This is a genomic window from Arenicella xantha (genome assembly GCF_003315245.1).
GTDB classification, from domain to species: domain Bacteria; phylum Pseudomonadota; class Gammaproteobacteria; order Arenicellales; family Arenicellaceae; genus Arenicella; species Arenicella xantha.
This window is the reverse complement of the sequence record NZ_QNRT01000005.1, coordinates 99,562-120,221: the sequence shown is the minus strand read 5'-3', so window position 1 is coordinate 120,221 and position 20,660 is coordinate 99,562. Positions and strand designations below refer to the sequence as shown.

Here is a 20,660-nt window from a genome sequence, read left to right as displayed (position 1 = left end):
ACCGGTACGCAGCGGCGATTAAGTCGAGTAATTAATTAAACACGGCCTCCAAGCCAATTGCACCATCTGCATCAGGTACCGGTGACAAGAGCAGTTCGAGCTTGCCTAGCATAGGATGACTAACGTGATACAACGTATTGCTAAATTCCATGGTGCCGTCGACATCAAAACGTACCACCTTAGCCGTTTGACGCAAATACTTAGGCCGCTGCACAGTGTCTGACTCAAACTCAATGTTTGCGACTTCACTCACTGTCGCATGACAAACACCACTGTCTACGCAGCTGATTTGCACTACCTCGCCAATCAAATTATCAAAGTCTGGCAACGGAAACTCCGTTCGTTGCAGACCGTCGGCAAGCGAATTCAGCGCTGCGGTTGAAGTAAGTGGTGACGCAATCGCTACCCCACCCAGTGTGACACATTGCAGAAACGAACGCCTTCTATTAAGAGTACTATTCATGCTTTTTATCTCCTTTTCTTAGCTGCGTGACGGATACAAACCAACCAGCGCTATAATGAAATTCATTGCTAGGAAAGGTTGTAAGTTATTGTGAGCCTGTGAGCCACCGGTGTTTGGCAGCGGCGCCATATCAACTAAATTGGTAGTTGTATTGGTTTGATACAGCGCGCCGCTACGGGAGCGCGCTAACTTGGTATTGGCTGTAAAGGTACCCTGTTCGCCATTTTCACCGGATGCACGCATGCTGTGCGAGTGATTTGGCATCTCCGCTTCGGTCAACGTGACCTTTTCCACGCCACCATGCTGACCAAGCCGCCTAGCACTAAGGCCTGGACCATGGCCTGGATGCATGGGCAATCGGCCTTGCATATCAGGCAGAGCAGTGGTGGTTCGCCCGTCGCCACCGTAGGTGGTGCCGATCAGTGAGAACAGTGCTGTATTCTGCGACACTGGTAATAATTGTCCATTACATAAGGCCCAGCCACGAGGGGCAAACTTGCCGGCAAAAATTCGAATTTCTGCAATAAATGGTTCTGACATATTAATTCTCCCTTATTGGCGCGATGGATAGATTCCAAACAACGCGATAATGAAATGCACACACAAGTACGGCTGTTCGTTAGCGTGCAAGCGACTGCCACCAACCTTTGCAACGGCTGTGGTTGCCATATTTTCATCCAGTGACTCGGTAGGAGCAAAAGGCTGGATGACAGTACTGGTGCCTAGATGGTTGTCTTGAGGGTTTGGTAAAGTAGCGTTGGCGGCAACGCCTTCCATATTATGCGTGTGGGACGGTAGTTGGTTTACGGTCAGGGTTACGGTTTCTGACCCCGCTTTGGCTCCAAGGCGGCGCGCACTTAAACCTGGGCCATGACCGGCGTGAATCGGAACTCGACCGCGCAAGTCCGGTAAGCCGAAAGTGGTTCGACCGTCGCCACCATAAATGGTGCCCAGTAAACTAAACAGGGCATCATTTTGCGAAACGGCTAATAACTGACCGTCACAAAAGGCCCAGCCACGCGGCGCAAAGTTGCCGGCAAACATTCTTACTTCTCCTACAAATGGTTCTGACATAACTCCTTCTCCTAATTGCGTGACGGGAATAAACCCCGCAGTGCGATACAAAAATTCAATGCAAGATAAGGCTGCATATTATTATGTGCTTGGCCACCGCCGGTATTGGCAATGGTGCCAGCCGCGAACGGTTCCTTTGACGTGGTAGCCGCGCTGTATGGGTTACTAACCTCACGTGCTAGTAGGTGGCCTGTCGGTGTCGAGGTATCGGCATTAGTTGCTGAGGCCTTTTGCGCATGTGTGTGCTGTGGCATTTCGGCAGCTGATAGCGTGTGGGTCTCTTCACCGGACTTTTGTCCTTCTGGGTGTTCCTCACCACCGTCTGAACTACCCACATGCATTGGTGCACGGCCACGTAAATCAGGCAACGCGAAGCTGGTCCGACCATCGCCGCCATAGGTAGTTCCCAACAGGGAATACAGCGACTGATTCTGGTTAATCGGCAGAATTTGCCCATCACAGAACGCCCAGCCACGCGGCGCGAAATTGAATCCTACGATTCGAACCTCGGCAAGAAATGGTTCTGACATAAGTACATCCTCCTGATTGAAGTAAATTAGTAGTAGATTCTCTGACTAAGACTCCTGAGATCACCCAGGAGTCTTTTAAACATTCGCTTTTAACTTTACGTTTAGCTGGTTAAGGCACTACACACGTTGGTGTTGAGTAATTAAAGCTACCCGACTCAGTAATATTGCCCGCGACCAAGCCATTGGCAGTAGCCAAGGCGGCGGCACTGCCCTGCACCACATTGTGTGTGCCAGCATCCTGCCGTATTCGAATTACTGACGTCGTGCCACTAAATGGTGCATCTTCGCGAATCGTGCCAGCAAAAGTGTTACCCGAGATATTGGTGCAGCTAGTGCCGCCATTGAGCAGAGCTACTAGAATGCCTCGGTCGTCGTGTATATTTTGGATTACATTATTGGTAATCGTGGCATTGGTGGTGCCGGCCGTTACACTTTCAGCAATAAAAATGCCTTCGAAGCCAGCGGCCGGCCCCGCCGCTGAGTCACCAACTTCCTGAATAGTATTGTTATTGATCCGCAGGCTCATTTCACCGCCGCCTTCATTGCGCGCACTGATACCACTGCCAAATAGGGAGCCAGACATATTTAATCCCGCCGTGCCAATTCTGTTGCTCTGGATATTGGCACGGACGCTGCCCTGACCCGGCGATAAATTACCGTTGGTAAAAATATTAATCGCATTTGAACGAGTGCGATTAATCGTATTACCGCTAGTGTTACCAATATTCATGGCTAGCTCGGGCGAGGTGCCCAAATCCAGTGTGCCGCTGATGCCAACGTTAGCACCATTAAAGCTGCTGCTATTAACATTCAGGGTCGCATCTTGAGTGCCACCTACATTAAGCGACAATGCGGTACCTTGAATGCCACCGTCAGTAAGCGAGGTATTGCCATTACCGAAGGTACTATTGTCAACATTCACTACCGTGGTTCCGGCACCAGCAACGCTTATCTCCAAGCCTCCACGACCAACCCCATTGACCGTCTCCTCGAAGGCGCCATTGTCGACCGTGAGCGCCAAATTACCTGAGGTATTGTTGACCGAGAACAAGCCACCACCGGTATCACGGCTGGTAAAGTTGCTTAGGCCAACGGTGCCGGTTAGTTGTTGGAACTGCACATTGTCTTCATTCCCGGCGTTGCCGAAGTTTTCCACCGTCACGTTGGTGGCAAACAAGTCAGACACATTACGGCCGCTGATGCCAACTTCGCCGTTATTGTTATTCACGCCTGCGCCAGTTTCACCGCCATTAATACTCATATTGCGCAGCACGATGTTGTCCACGTTCAACAAATCGAGTGCCGCAAAGTAGCCATCGGTCGCACCGGCGGCACCGAATACGCTGCCAGTAGTGCCGGATGAGGTTTGCGCGTTATTCAGCAAATTCACGTTTGCCAAGGAGATGTTATCGGTATTGGTGATGTCGATACCGTCCTGAGCAGTGTTTTGAATAGTGCCGCCGGAGCCAGCAGTCGTACCGGTGCCGGTGATTTGGAATCCACCTGAGCCCGCATTGTTCAAATTAATGCCTTGAGTTGCGCCATTTACGTTGATGCTTTCGAATGTCACGCCGAAGCCGCCGCTGAATATGCCGCTGCCGGTACTCAACGCTGGTGGACCGCCGGCCACTGTGCCAATCGAGGTGCCACCAGAAATGTTGACAGCCGTACCAGTTGTCGTGGTAACGGTATTACCTGCTCCTTCGACTGTCACGGTGCCACTGCCGGTGACCGCAAAACCATTCCCTGTGGTGGTATCGATATCCAGGCCGCCATTAGTAAAATTGACCGCCGAATTATTCGCCACAACGAACGCATCACTGGTGCCGGTGTTGATTTGCTTTGTACCACCCGAGAACGTGATGGTCGAACCCAAGTTATTTTGCAGCCGCAGACTGCCGCCGGTTGCCCCGTTATCCGTCAGATTGCCGGAGAAAACCACGTTACCACCAGTATGCGTTGTAACTTCGACGGCATGCCCTGTTGCGCCGGACGAATTGATGTCGGTAGCAAAAGTCAGACTCCCGCTGCCCCCCGAAATATCAATCGCGTTTCCAGCGCCGATATTGGTAATCGAGCCGCCATTGACATTGATAGTGCCATTGCCCGAGTTGGTAATCCGAATTCCGGCGTTACCGTTTAACGCGCTCGCCGTCACTGAATCAAATTCGGCAGTCACATCAGCATTCACTATTGCCAGCGCGCTACCAGAGGTGGTCGAGATCGTATTGCTGCCGGTGACAGTAACATCACCACCATTGACAGCAGTGAACGCATTGTCAGTACCAGTACTCAAGTTCATGCCGCCGGAGATATTGATCGTTGCGTCCCCGCCCACATCGTTGTTTTCCAAAACAATGCCGGCGCCGGTATCCGTAATGGCACCGGTGATATTCACCACGCCGCCGCCTTCATTAGTGAATACATGAAGTGAGCGGCCCGCACTGTTGTTGATGGTGCCAGCGTAGGTTGCACTGCCGCTACTGTTTGAAATACTGACCGCCGCGGCAGCGGCATTTTGCACGTTGCCGCCATTGATGTTGATGGTCGCGCCATCATTGTTCGACAGAGCAATAGCTGAGCTGTTGGCACCATTGTTGTTAATTGCAACGCTGGTGATGTCTACCGTGCTGCCCGCCGCGTTGATATCCGCGATCTCCAAGCCGGTGGTTACGCTGCTGTTTTGATTATTGATCGTCACGTTACCAAGTTCGATATCTTGCGTACCATCATTTGCACCATTAATAGCAATACCAGCACCACCGCGATTATTGATATTGATATCTGCGAAAGTGGTTGCGCCACTATGATTGGCGATAGCGATCGCCGCTTGGCCTGCGCCGGTACCACTAATGTCGGTTAGACCGAGCACAGTGAAATCTCCAGTATTGCCACCATCGCCGCCAATAGAATCTATCGAAATCCCAGCTGCACTGACATTATCTATATCAATGGAATTGAACGAGGTATTAGCGCTAGTCTCAACTACCGACAAACCATTACCGGCGAGCGTGCCAGCCACGGTTAGATTACCGCCGGAAAAATTACCGCCCGAAATCGCGGCTAATCGTACTGCATCACCAGCGCTAACAGCCGCTGTTGATGTTAATGAAGCAAAGTTAACGCCACCAGCACCAAGTGTCACAGTATCCAAGTTTAGAATTTGGTCAGCGACCGTTTCTATTGTATTGGTACCAGTGGTGTTTAAGGTGATAGCGCCTCCACCAGAGCCATTAAGACTTACCGTTGACGTTGAGGCAAGGTTATTCAAATTAACGGTAGTTGTGCCACCACTCGGTGTGAAACTAACTCCATCTACTGTACTAGTGTTGATGGTGACGGTTTCGTTGCTGCTGAAATCACCCGATACAGCGGTGCCAGTGCCAGTGTTGGTTAGAACCACGTCTTGTAAAGTTGAAGATCCGTTCAACACCACGGTGTCACCGACACTAGTGGTTAGAACCGGCGCCAAACTATCCAAGGTCGCCGAGCCAGTAATCACAGATGAACCACTCACATTAATTTCGAAGTTCGATGGAACACCTCCCGACAAGCCAAATATTCCCAGATCAATGACTTGCCCACCAATCAGAGTGATTAGTATTTGACCATCTGCAAGTTCAAGTGAGTTGCTTAAGCCTGCGCTGATATGTGGAACACTCATTTGATCGATAACATCCGCCGAGCTATTGTTGGTGGTGTCGATCAAGACAATGGCATCCGCACCGGAACTCTCTGCACCATCAATGCTGCCAGCATTTCCTTGAGTGTTGCCATTACCACTGCCAGCGGCATCAACGTAGTACACATCGGGGCCGGCCAAGGCTGAGGTATCACCGATTAAAGTGACGTCGTTAAAATGATAGCCACCGCTTGCTGGCAATCCGCTTCCGTTATCATTTATTGGTGTAACCGCATCAATTGTCGATGCAATACCATCAGGATTTACGTTGCTACCATCGCCGAAGGTAAAGTCGGTGTCAGTCACGGATGAAAAAAGAACCCCATCATTCACGCCGGTAATCGTCGCATTATCACCACCGTTCTGATTAGTATCTCCGAGTTGAATACTGCCGGTGCCTGTAGTGTTAACTAGATTCACACCAACAGTATCGGTCGCACTGCTTGAAGTTAAATCAAAGTCCGACGCATTCAGCGTGCCGTTGAGTGCCGAACCGCTTAGGTCCAGGCCAGTTTGACTATCGCCAGTTAAGGCAATATCCACATCACCAAGTTCAACATCTGAATCAATAGTCCCCGCTAAACGAACGCCTGACCCGGTTAAATTAGTAGTGCCGATGATTAGATCTCCGCCGCTAACATTAGTCATTTCAAGGCTCGCGAACGCGTTTGCACTGGTATTGGCAACGGATGCGAAATTTAAACCAGCTGCACCGATAGTTGAATCTGAAAACGTCATCACGCGACCACTGCCAGTGGCAATACTATTACTCGCACCGGTGATAGACACCGTGCCGCCTTCGAACACGTTTACCCCAGTACCTGAAGCCGTTGTAACATCTAAACCGCCGGTGAAGTTGGTACTAGAGCCAATACCGCTCTGTAGATCAACCCCAACACCATTGCCGGTCTGGTCGAGATCGACTAAGGCGGTAAAGTTGGTGCTGCCACCGGTGTTATTATCGCTATTGATCGAGCCAGTCGTGTTGGCACCGGTGCCGGTAACCACGCCGTTAAAGTTCACCGTACCAGCTGAATTCGATTGAATTGATACTACGCCGGTGTTGTTACTCACCGCGCCATTAATGTCTACTTGACCCGCAGAACCATCACGGTTTTCAATTCGAACCGCGTAACCTGCGTTGTCGGTAATAGCCGCTCCGACAACCACTGTTCCGGTTCCGTCATCACTTATTGTCAGACCATTATTGATGGTTCCACCGTTGACTAGCACGTTGCTAGTGCGAGCATCGCCGCTGACATTCAAGCCCGTCGTCAGGACAGTACCGTTGGTATCGACCGACGCAATAGTAATCGCACCGCCAACTGCGTCATTAACATTGATTGCATTTGATGAAGCTAAGCTGCTGGTGCTGACTGAATCGAGATTGATTCCACTAGCAGCCACAGTTGCGCCGTCAATATTGACCGCACCGGCAGTGCCAGTGGTTGCAACCGATTCAGTGCCTGCATTTGCCACCGAAATCGTGCCACCTTCAACACTCAGAGCGACGCCATTGACCGAATTAACATCTAGCCCGCCATTAAAGTTCACCGCTGCACCTGGCGTGTTGGTGTTGCCAATCATGACGCCAGTACCGTTACCAGTTACATCAATGTCAACTAGTGCATTAAAGTTGTTCGTGCCGCCCGTATTTCCGCCGACATTGATCGCCCCGCTAGTATTCCCACCAGCACCGGTCACCACACCGTCAAACTGTACCGTGCCGGCCGAATTGTTCTGTATCGAAACAGCACCGGTGCTGCTGGTGACAGTGCCATTGATATCAACCACGCCGGCGCCGGCGCCACGATTCGCGACTTGTACGGCGTAGCCAGCTGCGGCACTGATATCTGCATCGACTATTACGTCACCAGCTCCTGAACCGATAATCGAAACACCATTAGCAATGGTTCCAGCATTCACCAAGACGTTGCTGCTGCGCGCGCCACCGGACACAAGCAGCCCCTTGGTGATCGCGCTCCCGCTTAGCGCAACATCGTTGAGTATTAGGTCACCGCCAGTTGTGTTGTTAATTGATACCACATCTTGAGTAGTCGCATTCGCCGTAACCTGATCGAAAGTCACACCGCCTGCGGCGATCACTGTACCGTCGAGGTTCAGCGCTTGGCCATCTAGCGTCGTAATATCGTTATCGGTATTAGCAATTGCCAGAGTTTGACCTTCTAACACCAACGCACTACCACTGGTCGCAGCAATATCAAGCTCGGTAAAATTTAACGACCCGGCGCTACCAGCTATATCGATCGCCGTGTCACTTGTTGCGTCACCGAAATTAGTAATCGCTATCGCTTGCGCATTTAGGTTGCCGCCATCCATATTCTGAATCCGCAACACACTGTCGGCGGTCACACCATCGGCATTAATTGCACCTAGATTCAAATTACTGCCAGCTGCTAGGCCATTGATATCAATAACCGTACCGGTGTTGCCGCTAACATTAAGTTGCGTACCACTGGTGTCGAGCAACACAACATTGTCGCCCACATTTGCGGAGATAACGGTACCTGTGGTGCCGCCGAGATCAGAACCCGAACCAACAACCACTTGACCAGCGTGGCTGGCGCCAGTAATCGTAAGCGCCGTACCGGCATTAACGCCAGACAAATCTAAGTCTGCGACATCGACATTATTCAGGTTAATCGTCTGTGAATTTCCACTCAAGGTCACTGCCGCCATAGCACCATTATCAATCGTCAAATTTGATAAGGTAACTGGGCCGGCAACAACGTTTTGTACGACAACCCCTGATGCTCCTGCCGTGGTTGGGCTCATCACATTTAAGTTACTAACTTGGTTGTTTCCTGCTCCATCAATATTAATAACACTGGTTGCGCCGGCCGCGGTATTAATTGCGGTGACATCATCCGAGCTGTATGTGACGCCACTAGAGCCAATATTACCAGTGATATTATTTGGCTGTGCTTGACCCGACGAAATCGTGTTGCCATTGTTGAAGCTATCAATACTCTGACCTTCATCCAGGGTAAATCCGTCGACAGCACCACCGGCTACGTCGATATCGCCGCCACTGTCACCAACGAATACAAATAGCTGGTCTGTGTCCGCTAGACTTTCAGCATCAGCAACCGTGATGGTCGTAACATCGTCACTGAGATTGTTGGTAGACGCGGTAATTGTGCCTCCCGTTTCACTGACAAATATAGGTGCATTTGCGCCAGCAGGTAAGTTTGCTGAATCGCCAGAACCAACCATGACATCCTCGAAGTTGAAGTTGGATGCGGCTAACGTGCCACCAGCCGCGTCGACCGTGTAGGCACCAGCTTGACTGTTTACATCAATCGTAGACAGCGTGTCAGTGGCGTCTTCGCCATCACCAAAGGTAAACTGCACGGCAGCAGTATTATCAATAAGTACACCACCATGCACGTCGGTAATATGACTCGATGCGCCAGTGCGAACCTGCTCGCCAAGACGAACCACTTGATTACCTTGCATTGCCGTTAAGTCTACTGCGACCGAATCTGTCGATGTAGCGGGGCCGGAGATATCCACTGAAGTAAACAAGGAACCGCCAAGCAACGTGCTATTGGCATAATCGATACCCACTTGGCTAGCACCACCACCTACATTGGTGATGCTGGTAACACCGAAATTAGTGGCATTATTAGTGCCAAGAAAATCGATTCCACGGGCACCGCCGGCATTACTCATATCAATATTGGTAGTCCCGAAGGTTGCTGTACCTTGGTTATCTTCGAGCAAGATTGCAGTAAGATAATTGTCCAGCTGGGTTGTGCCACTGACTGCAAATATAGAACCCGCGCCCGCGGTGGTTAAATGAACCCCGACACCAGCGCCTCCACCATTTGCTGAAATGGAGTCTAGGACGATATTGGTGTTGGTGTCTGCAATTTGCACCGCAGCGCCATTCGTGGCGGTGATTGATTCATCGCCACCGTTACTGATATTGACCGTACCGCCATTGTTGGCAGACAACGCGGTACCACTGGTGGTATTTAGATTGAGCCCGCCAGTGAAACTGGTGGTGCTGGTGTTATTGCTGATAACGACAGAATCCGTATTTGACGTATTCGCAACGACCTGGCCAGCAATGGTGACAGTACCGCCGGTATTATTGGCGATATTGATAGCGGTTGCCGCGTTATTCTGCGTGATCGTACCGTTATAAGTGACGTTCGCATCACTGCCGTCGATATTAAGCGCAACCCCACTTGGACTAGTGATTGCCGTGCCACTACCAAAGGTAAACGTACCGCTAGAGTCATTAACAATATCGATCCCGGCATCTCCACCATTAAAGGTGTTGGGGCCATTGAAGGCGTAAGTCCCATCAGCATCGTCGAACTGGAAGCCAGTGCCATTAGTCGTTTCGATGGTGGTATTAGCATCAGTGGTAATCGAACCGCTGTGGCCGCCATCCACTGAAATAGTTGCCGCATTGGTATTATTAACAATCGCCGAATCGGTGATTGTAATATCAGCTGAACCCCCACTAACTTGTAGCGTAGTTAGGTCAGCATTAGTGATCAGGTGACTGCCTGTTTGATTAATGAATAACCCTTGCGCGATGTCTGCGAACGTGAGTCCATCGGTCACGGTCACTGGACCCGAATTATCGAACACAAATTCATTGCCCGAAATATTTTGTGTATCAAAATCGGAGAGTAAGACTGGCGCGGTTGTATCCGCCACCACTAAAGCATTACCAGCAACATTACTGACATCAACACTGTCAGCTGTACCCAAAACTTGTACTGTAGTCGCTACCGGTGCGCCACTGGAATCTACACGAATACCGTCGCCGACTGCGCCGTTGATGGTAGTGCCTTGCTGAATGAGTAAAGTGCCATTTAGATCAGTGGCGTGTATACCGTTCGCACCAGCATTGACCACACTGACCGAACTCAAGTTCATTTGACCTGTCGAATTATCAATAGTGATCGCATCGCCAGCAGTATTAGCAATGTTCGCATTGCCGAGCGTGACATTAGCGTTAACGTCTTGAATCACCACACCTTGATTACCCGATGCGAGTGCTGAAACACTGCCTGCTGCGTCGAACAATATATTGTCGCCGGCGGCACCAAATTGCTCTACGCTAATAACGCGCCCGGTTCCTTGTTGACTAATCGCGCTGTTTGTTACGTTGACGGTACCAGTGCCGTTGCTGATGTTAACCGTTGGCGAACCGCTGCTGGTGGTGGCTGAGCCATCGTTAAATGTAACTGTCCCACCATCAAGGCCGTCTATATTGATCGCCACACCGCTCGCATTAGTAATGGCGGTATTTTCAAAAGTAAATTCACCGCCTGAACCATTTGAGATATCAATGCCGGCATCGCCGCCATTTAGGGTGCTAGTGCCATTGAAGCTGTAAACACCGTCGGCATCTTGGAACTGCAAACCGTCGCCATTAGTCGCGTTAATTGTGCCGTTAAACTCTAAAGTGCTGTTATCGCCAGCACCAAAAAAACCCACGGCTACAGCCGCTAAGTCAACGCCCTGATCGATCGAACTACCCTCACCAAACACCACGGTTGCGGTACTATCATGTAGGTCTAGCGCGCCCTCTGCAGCGCCATTAGGGTCCAGTACTCCTTCAATATTACGCAGGTGCGTATTATCAAAAGTCAAAGTACCACTTGCACCGCTTATGTATACCCCATCGAGACCTGAAAGCTCCGCATCAGCGCTCACAGTAAGGTCGCCAGCTGAGTTGTCTACATAGATGCCTAAGTTAGTATCAACAATAGCATTGTCAGCCTCACTGTCAAAGACAACCGAACTCGCGGCGCCAGTATTACTGATTTCGATAACCTCTTGAGCCCCAGCCAATGTGTGATCTATGGTGCCAGAATAGCTGAGATCAACATCACCGCTTTGTATCAACACTCCATGCTCTGCGCTATCGGCAATCGATGAGGCCGCATCAAATGTAATGGTGCCGTCAGAATTATAGATGCCAATACCGTTCTCGGCGCTGGTTGCTACATCGAAATTTTCAACGTTTAGTGTTGCACCAGCGTTCAGGCCATCAACACGTAAACCATCTGAACCACTCGAGTCAATTTGCGTATTTGCGAATGAAGTCGTTGAACCATCAGCCAACCCAGTTAAGGTAATGCCTGCATCAGCACTATTTTCGACAACCACATTAGTGAAGCTCATGTTGGAATTAGTCGCAGCACTGATTAAATCATCAAAATCAATGCCGTCATCGCCAGCACCTGTGATCGAAATGTTATTGCCCACTATTTGCGTGTTGGCCAACATATTTTGGATATCGATGCCGTCGTCAGCGCTGTCTGTAATGGTAATGTCAGACAGCGTAATGGTACCGCTCAACGTGCCACCACCATCACCTAGACTAATTGCATCACCACTCGAATTAGCAATACTCATGTTGGTAATGGTCAGATCCGAATGCTCACCGTTAGCTGCGGTAGTTATACTGCCACCATCAATAGCCAAATTGGTGACCAGCACATTATTCGAATTAATATTTACGCCACCATTGGTGATCACGGGCGCACTGGTTCCACCATTGGCGTTCGGCAGAACTACCGTGCCTTGATCAGTCTCGATGCTGGTCTCGACACCACCACCCTGACCAACCACCATTTGATTATCCGTAACCTCAATTGATTCATCGTTATACGCTGAGTCGGCATGAATCAGCACGATGTCATTCGCGTCCGCGGCCTGTGTCGCATTCGCTGATGTTAATGTTGTATTCGGGTCTTCAAAAGTACCAACATCAGCCCCGGTCGAATTACTGTCTACGTGGGTCAAGGTAATCAATTCGCCATCACTGGTGTAGCGCAACTCATCTTCGCGACGGGTTACCACGGAATCGGTGCGGGATGTCGTTTCAACATCTACCTGAACTTCCTCAACCACATCAATTTCAATATTTGTCTCGCGCTTAGCAATGTTCTCAGCGAAATCGCTTTCGGCCACGTGAATATTCACGTCTCTCAGTACCTCTTCACCAAGACGTGCCGCTAATGGGCGATTACGGAAACGCTTGATATCATCTTTGCGCGCTAGAAAGGGATTCTGGCCATCGAACAAACGGCTAAAGCTGAACGGTAAATTTAGTCGTGCGCCGACATAGTAGTCGGAACCGTGCAATTCATCGTCTTCGAATAATTCGGCGTCAAAGGTTAAGTAATCTCCGGCACGAACTTCTAAACGCCCCTTGGCGCCTTTTATTTCACTGTTAAATGGCCCATCAAAATCGTAATAGCCGCCAAACACGCGAACTTCGGGCAAAGTATCGGCCAGCGGAAGTTTATAACCTAACTCTAAGTCATAGCCCTCTAATCCGCCCTCACGCTTTTCGAACAACAAATCACTGTAAGTGTTCGTGGTAGTGGTAGTAGTGGTAGTCGTCGTGGTATCAGTTGTGGTGGTACGAAACCGATCAGTGGTGGTTGCCGTCGTCGTATTGAGGAGATTATTACCCTCATAAAAATCACTGGAGATTGTAGACGTGCGACTCTCGACTAGACTGCGACTAATAGCGCGCATTCGATCAATGCGCTCTTGGATGTCGATTAATTGCTCGAACGTATCCACATTGGCGGTGGCACCGATAACCGTGTCACTTCCAGGGTTATAGTAATTGGCACGAAAATCGAAACTGTCGGTTAGAAACTCTAGCCCGATACCCCATTGATTAAAGCTGTTGTCGTATTTTGAGCGACTGCGGTCGGCATAAAGGTTTGCGCCCAATATGGCTTTGTCACCAAATAGCTTGCGATAGCCTATACCAAAATTGCCTTCACTTTCTCCCTCGTCTTTCAGCGACAACCTAGGATTCAAAAACAGCAAACTGTCATCAGTCGACGACAACGGCGCAAGAATACTTAAATAAGCCTCTGCCATATCACTACTAAAACGCCCACCAACCGTGGCGGTACCTGATCGTTCTTCAGCTGAAGCCGGCACTGCAACCAAGGCAGCTGTAATAACAATAAGGTTCGATGATTGCGCGATACGACGTACTGATGCAAAGAATCTAGAGATACTCATGCGTGCTTCCTAATTTGGTGACGAGTTAATACAGCGTTCTGTTCGGTAGGACGAACTTTTACAGTCCATCTGCCTAATAAACCACATTACCTCAAGTTAATGCAAACAATAGTTTAATGACTAAACTCTGTATGTAGTCCATTTAGCCTAGTCAGCGTAAACGAGGTTTTGTTAACCAACTGTTAACAAACTAATTTCTGTGGATTTACTAAGGCGGAATGTTATCCCTTTAAGGAGTGCCTACTACGGAAATTTTTTTTAGCTCTATTGACAGCTTCGCGTGTAATTCCGACCAACTGCTCTGATCTATGTGGCCTATTTCGTCTTCGATATGGGCGGCAGTTTGTGCGTTAGTCAGCACACCGAGAGTTTGGCTAGCGCTTACAATTCGATGTGCCGCAACTTTAATTGCAGCAGCATCTTGGCACTCGAGACCCTCAGCAATGCGCTGCTTATCGACTAGAATCTGCTCGTTATACAACCCCATCAAGACACTCATTTTCTGAGCTCCAAGTTCAGCCAACAGCTTTTGCGATGCCGTATCAGCGCTTGGCTCAGAAAAGACCGGCTGGGAAGACATTGACGCAGAAGACCCATCGATCTCGACAATGCTGAGCAAGCGCTCGCGGCTATAAGGCTTTGGCAAGCATTGGGTATTGGCTCGCCGTAGCACGCGTGCTTGAACATCCAATGACAAATGCGCACTGCTGATCACAAACCTTATGTCGCGCGTGGTCTCGGTTGACCGGATCGCATTAAGAAGTTCTTCGCCATCCATTTCTGGCATTCGCAAGTCACTCAAGACAACATCAACCGACTCGTGCGCTAGCACCAACAAGGCCTCGCTACCTGATCTAGCCTGCAACACTCGATGACCCGCTTGCGACAGTAACTCCGACGCAATCATCCGATTACTATCCAAATCATCAACCACTAACACCGTGCGACTTAAGTGCTCATTCGGTAGTACCTCCGCCGTTTGAACTTGACTCACTTCCTGCATTGGTAGACTAATCGTCACCACCGTGCCGTGCTCAGCTTGCGATAAGTCGGCCTGACTATCAATCGCCAGAGTACCGCCAATGCTATTGGTTAGCTCCTGACAAATTGCTAGGCCTAGCCCAGAACTAGGGTCGTCGGAATAGAGCACTTCGACGCGCTGATTAAGCGCTTGACGTACCCGCTCGAGTTGTACTCGCGACATACCTTTACCGGTATCGCGGATCTCTAACTGCAGCATGCCAGAGTCTTGATGCCAGCCAGCCGTCACCGAGATAGTGCCCGACTCGGTGTACTTAACCGCATTACTTATTAAGTTGATCAACAAGCGACGAATAATGACTGGATTGCCCTCAAGCCACGCAGGCAATGACGAGTCACCAGCAGATTGCAAATCAACAACAACTTGTAGGCCTTTTTCTTCAGCACGGTGTCGAAGCAGCTGCACCATGGCGTCGACTAAACGCGCTGGATCATATTGCTGCTTGGCATGTTGTTGCTCAGGCTGATTTCGGTCCAATAGATTGTCAGTCAGCGCGTACAGTGATTCAGCAGCATAATGCGTAGCCGTCCAATAACGTTTTTGCTGCTGATTGAGTGATGTTTTGCCGAGCAACTCAGAGGCGCCCAGCATGGCATGCAATGGCGTGCGAATCTCGTGACTCACCGTCGACAAAAATTTGTCGCGTTGCTCCATCATAGTCTCCGCACGCTGACGTGCTAAGCGTGACCGCTGACGTGCCGCTTGCGATGCAGTCAGACTCATCCCCAACGCAATTGAGAGCAAAATCATTTCTGTCGCGCCACCCAATACAGCCTGGGTTCGACTCCAGCCTCCGAGCTCGATCACTCCCATCAGGTCCAGCGAGCCAAGAATGTGAGTGGCAATCAAAATGCTCCAAGCCGACAGAAATACCCAAGCAGGACGATAGCCAGTTAACGCCGTTGACAACGAAATTATAGGAATAAATAGGCTACATAAAATATACGCAGGTGGATAAATAGACGCAGTTTTACCAAGGTGCTGTGGCCAAAAAATGGCCTCGAAAGCAAAGCACAGCATCACCATCACCGGTATCCAGCTCAACCGCTTGAGTGCCAAACTAAGGCGCTTAGCGACCGGGCTGGTAAACCCTTCGCGCGCTAATTGAAAACCCGGCTGCATGAATTTCAAGGTAAGCCAAATAAACATAACCATTAGGCTTGCACTCAAAAAGCGAAACCACTGAACACTATTCCAGCTCGGCAAATCAATTATTGTATGGCGCGAAGACACTAGCAGTAGCAGCAGAAAGTGTATGCTGGCATAGAGACTATACAATAAGTAGGTCGAACTACGTAGCGACGCACTGAGAAGCAAATTATAGATAACCAGACCAATTATGATGCCAAACCCCATTAGGTTTAACACCGTATGCAGATTGGATTGTGCTAGCACCGCCGAGCTTGGCAGCAGGTATATCTGCACTGGATAAAATGCCGTCACACTCGCTTGTTGCAAAAAACCACACTCAGTATCAGCGGGAATCGTTAGGTCTACATAAAACGACGTGCTCAGATTAGCGCTATTTAGGCCCAATTCGGGCTGCGGCATTTTGCTGATTGGCTGACCTTTGCAATACCAGTAAAATTCCATACTGTCATACAGCACGTTATTTGACCGAATCGACCAATGACTTTCAGATGAATGATTTTTCAGCGGCGTCAAAAACCAGTAATACTTGGCGTTAGAGTCGAACTCAGATTGCAGCCCACTGTGCTGCAACATTGTTTCGACTGCTTGCGATGCAGATATAGCGTTGTCAGGATCCGGCAAAACCAAGGTATACGCTTGCAGATCAACGTTACTACTGCTTAGCAAATCGTCGGTGATAACTAGTCGCGAAGCAGCTTGCCCGGCAAAGGGGAGCACAAGTAACACCATAACCAACAATGCACGCGCACCAACGCGATTCGCCCCTAGTCTATCAACCTGTTTTAACCATGCCACCATCTCGGCGAGTATTGCATTGAACGCCGCAACTGCCTAGTGCGGCGTTCCAATTCGATTTAGATCAGCGAGGCTTTGGTCTCGGCTGCTCGATCATAATAGTTGCCGATTTTGGCAATGTATTTATTAGTACCAATATATAAATCACCATTTTTGTTGAAATAGATACCACCATACTCATGGCAATAATCTACTCCACGCCCTAACGGGATGCGCCAGATGGTTCGCCCATTGAATGAATCAATCGCCGAAACATAATACATTCCACCTTTTTCATCGGACTCATCGCTACTCCAATCACAGGTATGCGCGAAAATAATACCGCTCGCACGACACAGCATATTCATTGCATAAAAATGTGTGTTGGGCATGTCCCAAGTGGTTTCTAAACCGGCGTTGTCGCCAGTCGCATTAACCGTAATCGATGACATGCCAGTGCCATTAGGAATCACTTGTGAATGTGGCCAAGTCGGATAGTGTGCAAAATTATTTTCTGCAATAAAGGTGTTTCCAACGCCGATCAATGAGGCTTCATCCGCGCTACGCATCTTTTCAAAGCACGGAATTTCGGCTACTGGTTCACCAGTATCACGATTGCATACCAACACATGAAGCTGCGGATCAGCGTTGTCAGCAATGGCGACTAAGCGTGTGCCATCAGGTGTCTCGGTTAAAGTTGGCGTGGTACCCGAACCTATATTCTTCTGGCCGGGCTTTAAGTAGCCAGCATTTTGATAAGCGGTTTTCCAGAGTGCGCTTACTGCGCCATTTTGGTATTCAAACGCCCACAAATACCCTTGCCCAGCATTACCGCTTCCATGCTCTGGCACGCCATTGGTAACAATGTACGCACCAGCCTCGTCAACCGCGAAGGTATTGTTATTCCACTGACCTGACAACTCAATTTTGCCACGCAGTTCGGTACGGTAACTGCCCGAGCCTTGTGCCACAACTTCAACAACGGCCATATAGGCTGGCGACTCTAGAATGGCATCGGGGTAATTATCGTAATCGTAGGTACCCGAAATCAGGCACCAATAGTGATTCGGCAAACCTGCGTCCCACACCGGCAGCGCCGAATATAGCGTGTTAGCTTGATTGGTAACGAGTTCGACTATATTGTCGCTCACCCAGTTTGGCGTTAGCGCGTAGATATCTTGTTGCAACTCTTGTTGCTGGGTCGGGTAGGAGATTATCGTGTTGTCTTGCACCACGATCGTATTGTCATGATTATCTAGGTAAAAATACCCACCACCAAACGTACTACCTTGGCGGCTACCGGCAGGTGTAGCCGAAATAATATTGCAGTCTGCGTCAAACATCACAACATAGAAGGTCTGCGTAACATAATCGAACGATACCCCGATCATTTGATTGGCTGAATTACACACCATATTAGCCGTATAACCATAGGGGTTACGCTGCAAGGTTAGCTGCAATTTACTGCTGGTAGGTCCAGCTAAGGACACAGACTCCGAACACCAAGCATCTTGGTGCGGACTACCAAAATTATTAGGCGCCATAAATGGATGCTGAGGTATCTCAGCAGCCGCAAACTTGTTGTTGCTACTGCATGCCTCCAATACGGTAAACAATTGCTCGCTGCGCTGTGGCACCACGTAATCAAGTTGTGACATAAATTCCTCCAAAGTGTTTTAGTCAAATACGGCGCGCAATTGCCAGCAGCAGCCGATTATTTAGGGTCTGTAGCATAGGCAATCGTCGAGTTAGATAACAGCACCAAACAGCCCAGCCAACTTGCACACTGCTGAGCTATTAACTCTCGAACGTCTCTTAAGCCATGCTAGATTACTTCACTTTTTCTAACACATAAGCTTCTTCAAACGGCGAAACTGGCTCTAAGTAAAGCTTCTCCAAAAACAATAGTCGACATCTCGATTCATTCAGAGCCTGTTGCAAATCATCGTTATTCAAACCGCTATCGACAGGCAATCGATCTGCCAATACAAGCGGCTCGCCGTTGCTCCATGTCACCAAATTATTAAGCTCAGCTGGGTCCAAATCCAAATTGTAAAACTCCCATTGATCAGGTTCGGTACCAGCAGGGTCCCAATAACGCGCCAGCTTCCAGGTCACTCCATTCAATAAAGAATTATCTGAATTTTGAATAGTCCATTTAATACAACGAATATGATTCGGTTGAACTACCGGACCGGGTTTCAAGCGCGGTTGTATTTCGGTGTAATCATCGACCATTTGCATAAATCGATGGTAGGAGCGCGTCGGTGCCTCACCAGCAAGATGATCAGTAATTGTATCGTCGGTGATAAATAGAATCTCATTCCGTGCCTCACCGTCGCCTTCGGTTGGAAAACTTGGAAAGCGAATTTGCTGACTCGGATCCGTCAATACGCTGGTCAAGTTAGCCCCAGGGAGTGGCACATACGTTTGATCTTGCTGCTGCTTCAATTGCAAGCCAAGTGCGTGCTGCTGCTGATACGTGGAATAGCCCGCGAGCCCTAAGAGGGTCGGCAATATATCAATATGACTAGTTAACTGATCAACCGACTTCATTGCATGATCTTTATTGTTTAATAACGGGCTTGAAAATACCACCGGCACATGCAGGATCTGATCGTAGGCCGTATGCCATTTTTCTATCATGCCGCCATGCGTGCCACCATATTCACCATGATCAGACAGAAAGACCACAATTGTGTTGTCGGCCAAACCTGATTCATCGAGCGTCTTTAATACCCGCTCAATTTGCTGGTCGGCCAAGGTGTGTAGATACGCATAGAATTGACCATAGGCCTGAAACCACTTGTCGCTTAGCTCCGGATGCCCTTGATCAGCAAAAGACTGGAATGGCAGCGTTTGCCAATCACGAATAAACTCTGGCCGACGCGACTTCAAGGCCAGACCCATCTTATAACTATAGTCAAATTGGCAATCTGGCTTAGTCGTCAAATCCTCGCTCAAACTTGGCGGATTGGTGAATAACGACTCACTAGTACCGAACCCGGTTGGGTTAAGGTCGACTTGATACGTACCACCTGGCAAAGGATTAGAACGACTGTTTTTTGCCGGCACCGGCTTTGGTGTCGCAGGATTATCTTCGACCGAACCTTTGGCAATAGTTTGCACGCCATTCGGCGCGGGAATTTTGTCGGCGTTGTCAGAGTCAGCCTCAATACCGTCTGGCATCCACCAGCTTATCGGATAGGCCGAGGCAATATCGTGTGGATTAACAATAGATACGGTGGCAAACCAAGGCTTCGGGTTGTCTTGTGCCGTAACATAGTTCATCGCCTTACGGCGCAAAAAGGTACACGCTAAATCCGCATAGCCGGGGTCACGATAAACACCCAATTGATTCAGTTGACCACCCTGTGCATCGGGCGAGCTGAATTTCCAATCCTCGAATCCCCAAGAATTGATATCACCTTTTTGCGGCCCTTCAACGTCTGCATAAGACAGATCCCATTTACCAAAGTAGTGCGTGTCGTATCCAGCTTCGCGAAACCAGTCACCGATCGTCGGTATGCCTCGTGGATCAAGCCACGGAAAGGCCGGATCACTGCCGTATTTAAATAAACTATCGGTTTCCGTGACCTTAGTTCGAGTGCCATATTGGCCAGTGTAAATGGTAGTGCGGCTAGGCACACAGGCGGAAGCTGCAATATGATGATTTTGCAGCGTCACCGCGTTCTTTCTGAGACGCATGAAGCCAGGAAACTGCTGAACGTAAGGGTTGTTACTACTAAGCGCCTGAAATCCAAATATCTCTTTAAGGCTGTTGAGCATGCCCGACTGCGCATCACTCATATCTGGGTAACGCATCTGGTCAACGGTAATGAACAAGATATTAGGAGCGGTTTGCGGCGTCTGCTTGACGGTCATGGATTAAATCCTCAG

General features: G+C 49.4%; 8 protein-coding genes. All 8 read right to left on the bottom strand.

The annotated features are described in order from the left end of the window. Nucleotides 1-31: 31 nt before the first annotated feature. Nucleotides 32-463, bottom strand: coding sequence for a DUF6916 family protein (locus DFR28_RS15820; protein ID WP_113955357.1), 432 nt, complete (start codon nucleotides 461-463; stop codon nucleotides 32-34). A gap of 18 nt (nucleotides 464-481) precedes the next feature. Further along, nucleotides 482-1,003, bottom strand: a complete 522-nt coding sequence (locus DFR28_RS15815) for a phage tail protein (RefSeq protein ID WP_113955356.1) — start codon at nucleotides 1,001-1,003, stop codon at nucleotides 482-484. 12 nt (nucleotides 1,004-1,015) lie between these two features. Continuing rightward, nucleotides 1,016-1,537, bottom strand: a complete 522-nt coding sequence (locus tag DFR28_RS15810; protein WP_113955355.1) for a phage tail protein — start codon at nucleotides 1,535-1,537, stop codon at nucleotides 1,016-1,018. 11 nt (nucleotides 1,538-1,548) lie between these two features. Beyond that, the gene (locus tag DFR28_RS15805; RefSeq protein WP_113955354.1) at nucleotides 1,549-2,067 is read right to left on the bottom strand and encodes a phage tail protein; all 519 of its coding nucleotides are present in this window, start codon (nucleotides 2,065-2,067) and stop codon (nucleotides 1,549-1,551) included. A 109-nt stretch (nucleotides 2,068-2,176) separates the two neighbouring features. Further along, nucleotides 2,177-13,792, bottom strand: a complete 11,616-nt coding sequence (locus tag DFR28_RS15800) for an inverse autotransporter beta domain-containing protein (protein WP_113955353.1) — start codon at nucleotides 13,790-13,792, stop codon at nucleotides 2,177-2,179. A gap of 229 nt (nucleotides 13,793-14,021) precedes the next feature. Further along, complete coding sequence (locus DFR28_RS15795; protein ID WP_170132133.1) at nucleotides 14,022-16,781, bottom strand: 7TM diverse intracellular signaling domain-containing protein; 2,760 nt, start codon at nucleotides 16,779-16,781, stop codon at nucleotides 14,022-14,024. A 59-nt stretch (nucleotides 16,782-16,840) separates the two neighbouring features. Beyond that, nucleotides 16,841-18,418, bottom strand: coding sequence for a hypothetical protein (locus tag DFR28_RS19850; protein ID WP_211317026.1), 1,578 nt, complete (start codon nucleotides 18,416-18,418; stop codon nucleotides 16,841-16,843). A gap of 172 nt (nucleotides 18,419-18,590) precedes the next feature. After that, nucleotides 18,591-20,645, bottom strand: coding sequence for a sulfatase-like hydrolase/transferase (locus DFR28_RS15780; protein WP_113955351.1), 2,055 nt, complete (start codon nucleotides 20,643-20,645; stop codon nucleotides 18,591-18,593). Between the last annotated feature and the right edge of the window lie 15 nt (nucleotides 20,646-20,660).

Bases quoted from the DNA above. Each gene is read 5' to 3' on its own strand.
- DFR28_RS15815 (WP_113955356.1), bottom strand. From the start codon at position 1,003: ATGTCAGAACCATTTATTGCAGAAATTCGAATTTTTGCCGGCAAGTTT.
- DFR28_RS19850 (WP_211317026.1), bottom strand. From the start codon at position 18,418: ATGTCACAACTTGATTACGTGGTGCCACAGCGCAGCGAGCAATTGTTT.
- DFR28_RS15810 (WP_113955355.1), bottom strand. From the start codon at position 1,537: ATGTCAGAACCATTTGTAGGAGAAGTAAGAATGTTTGCCGGCAACTTT.
- DFR28_RS15800 (WP_113955353.1), bottom strand. From the start codon at position 13,792: ATGAGTATCTCTAGATTCTTTGCATCAGTACGTCGTATCGCGCAATCA.
- DFR28_RS15780 (WP_113955351.1), bottom strand. From the start codon at position 20,645: ATGACCGTCAAGCAGACGCCGCAAACCGCTCCTAATATCTTGTTCATT.
- DFR28_RS15805 (WP_113955354.1), bottom strand. From the start codon at position 2,067: ATGTCAGAACCATTTCTTGCCGAGGTTCGAATCGTAGGATTCAATTTC.
- DFR28_RS15820 (WP_113955357.1), bottom strand. From the start codon at position 463: ATGAATAGTACTCTTAATAGAAGGCGTTCGTTTCTGCAATGTGTCACA.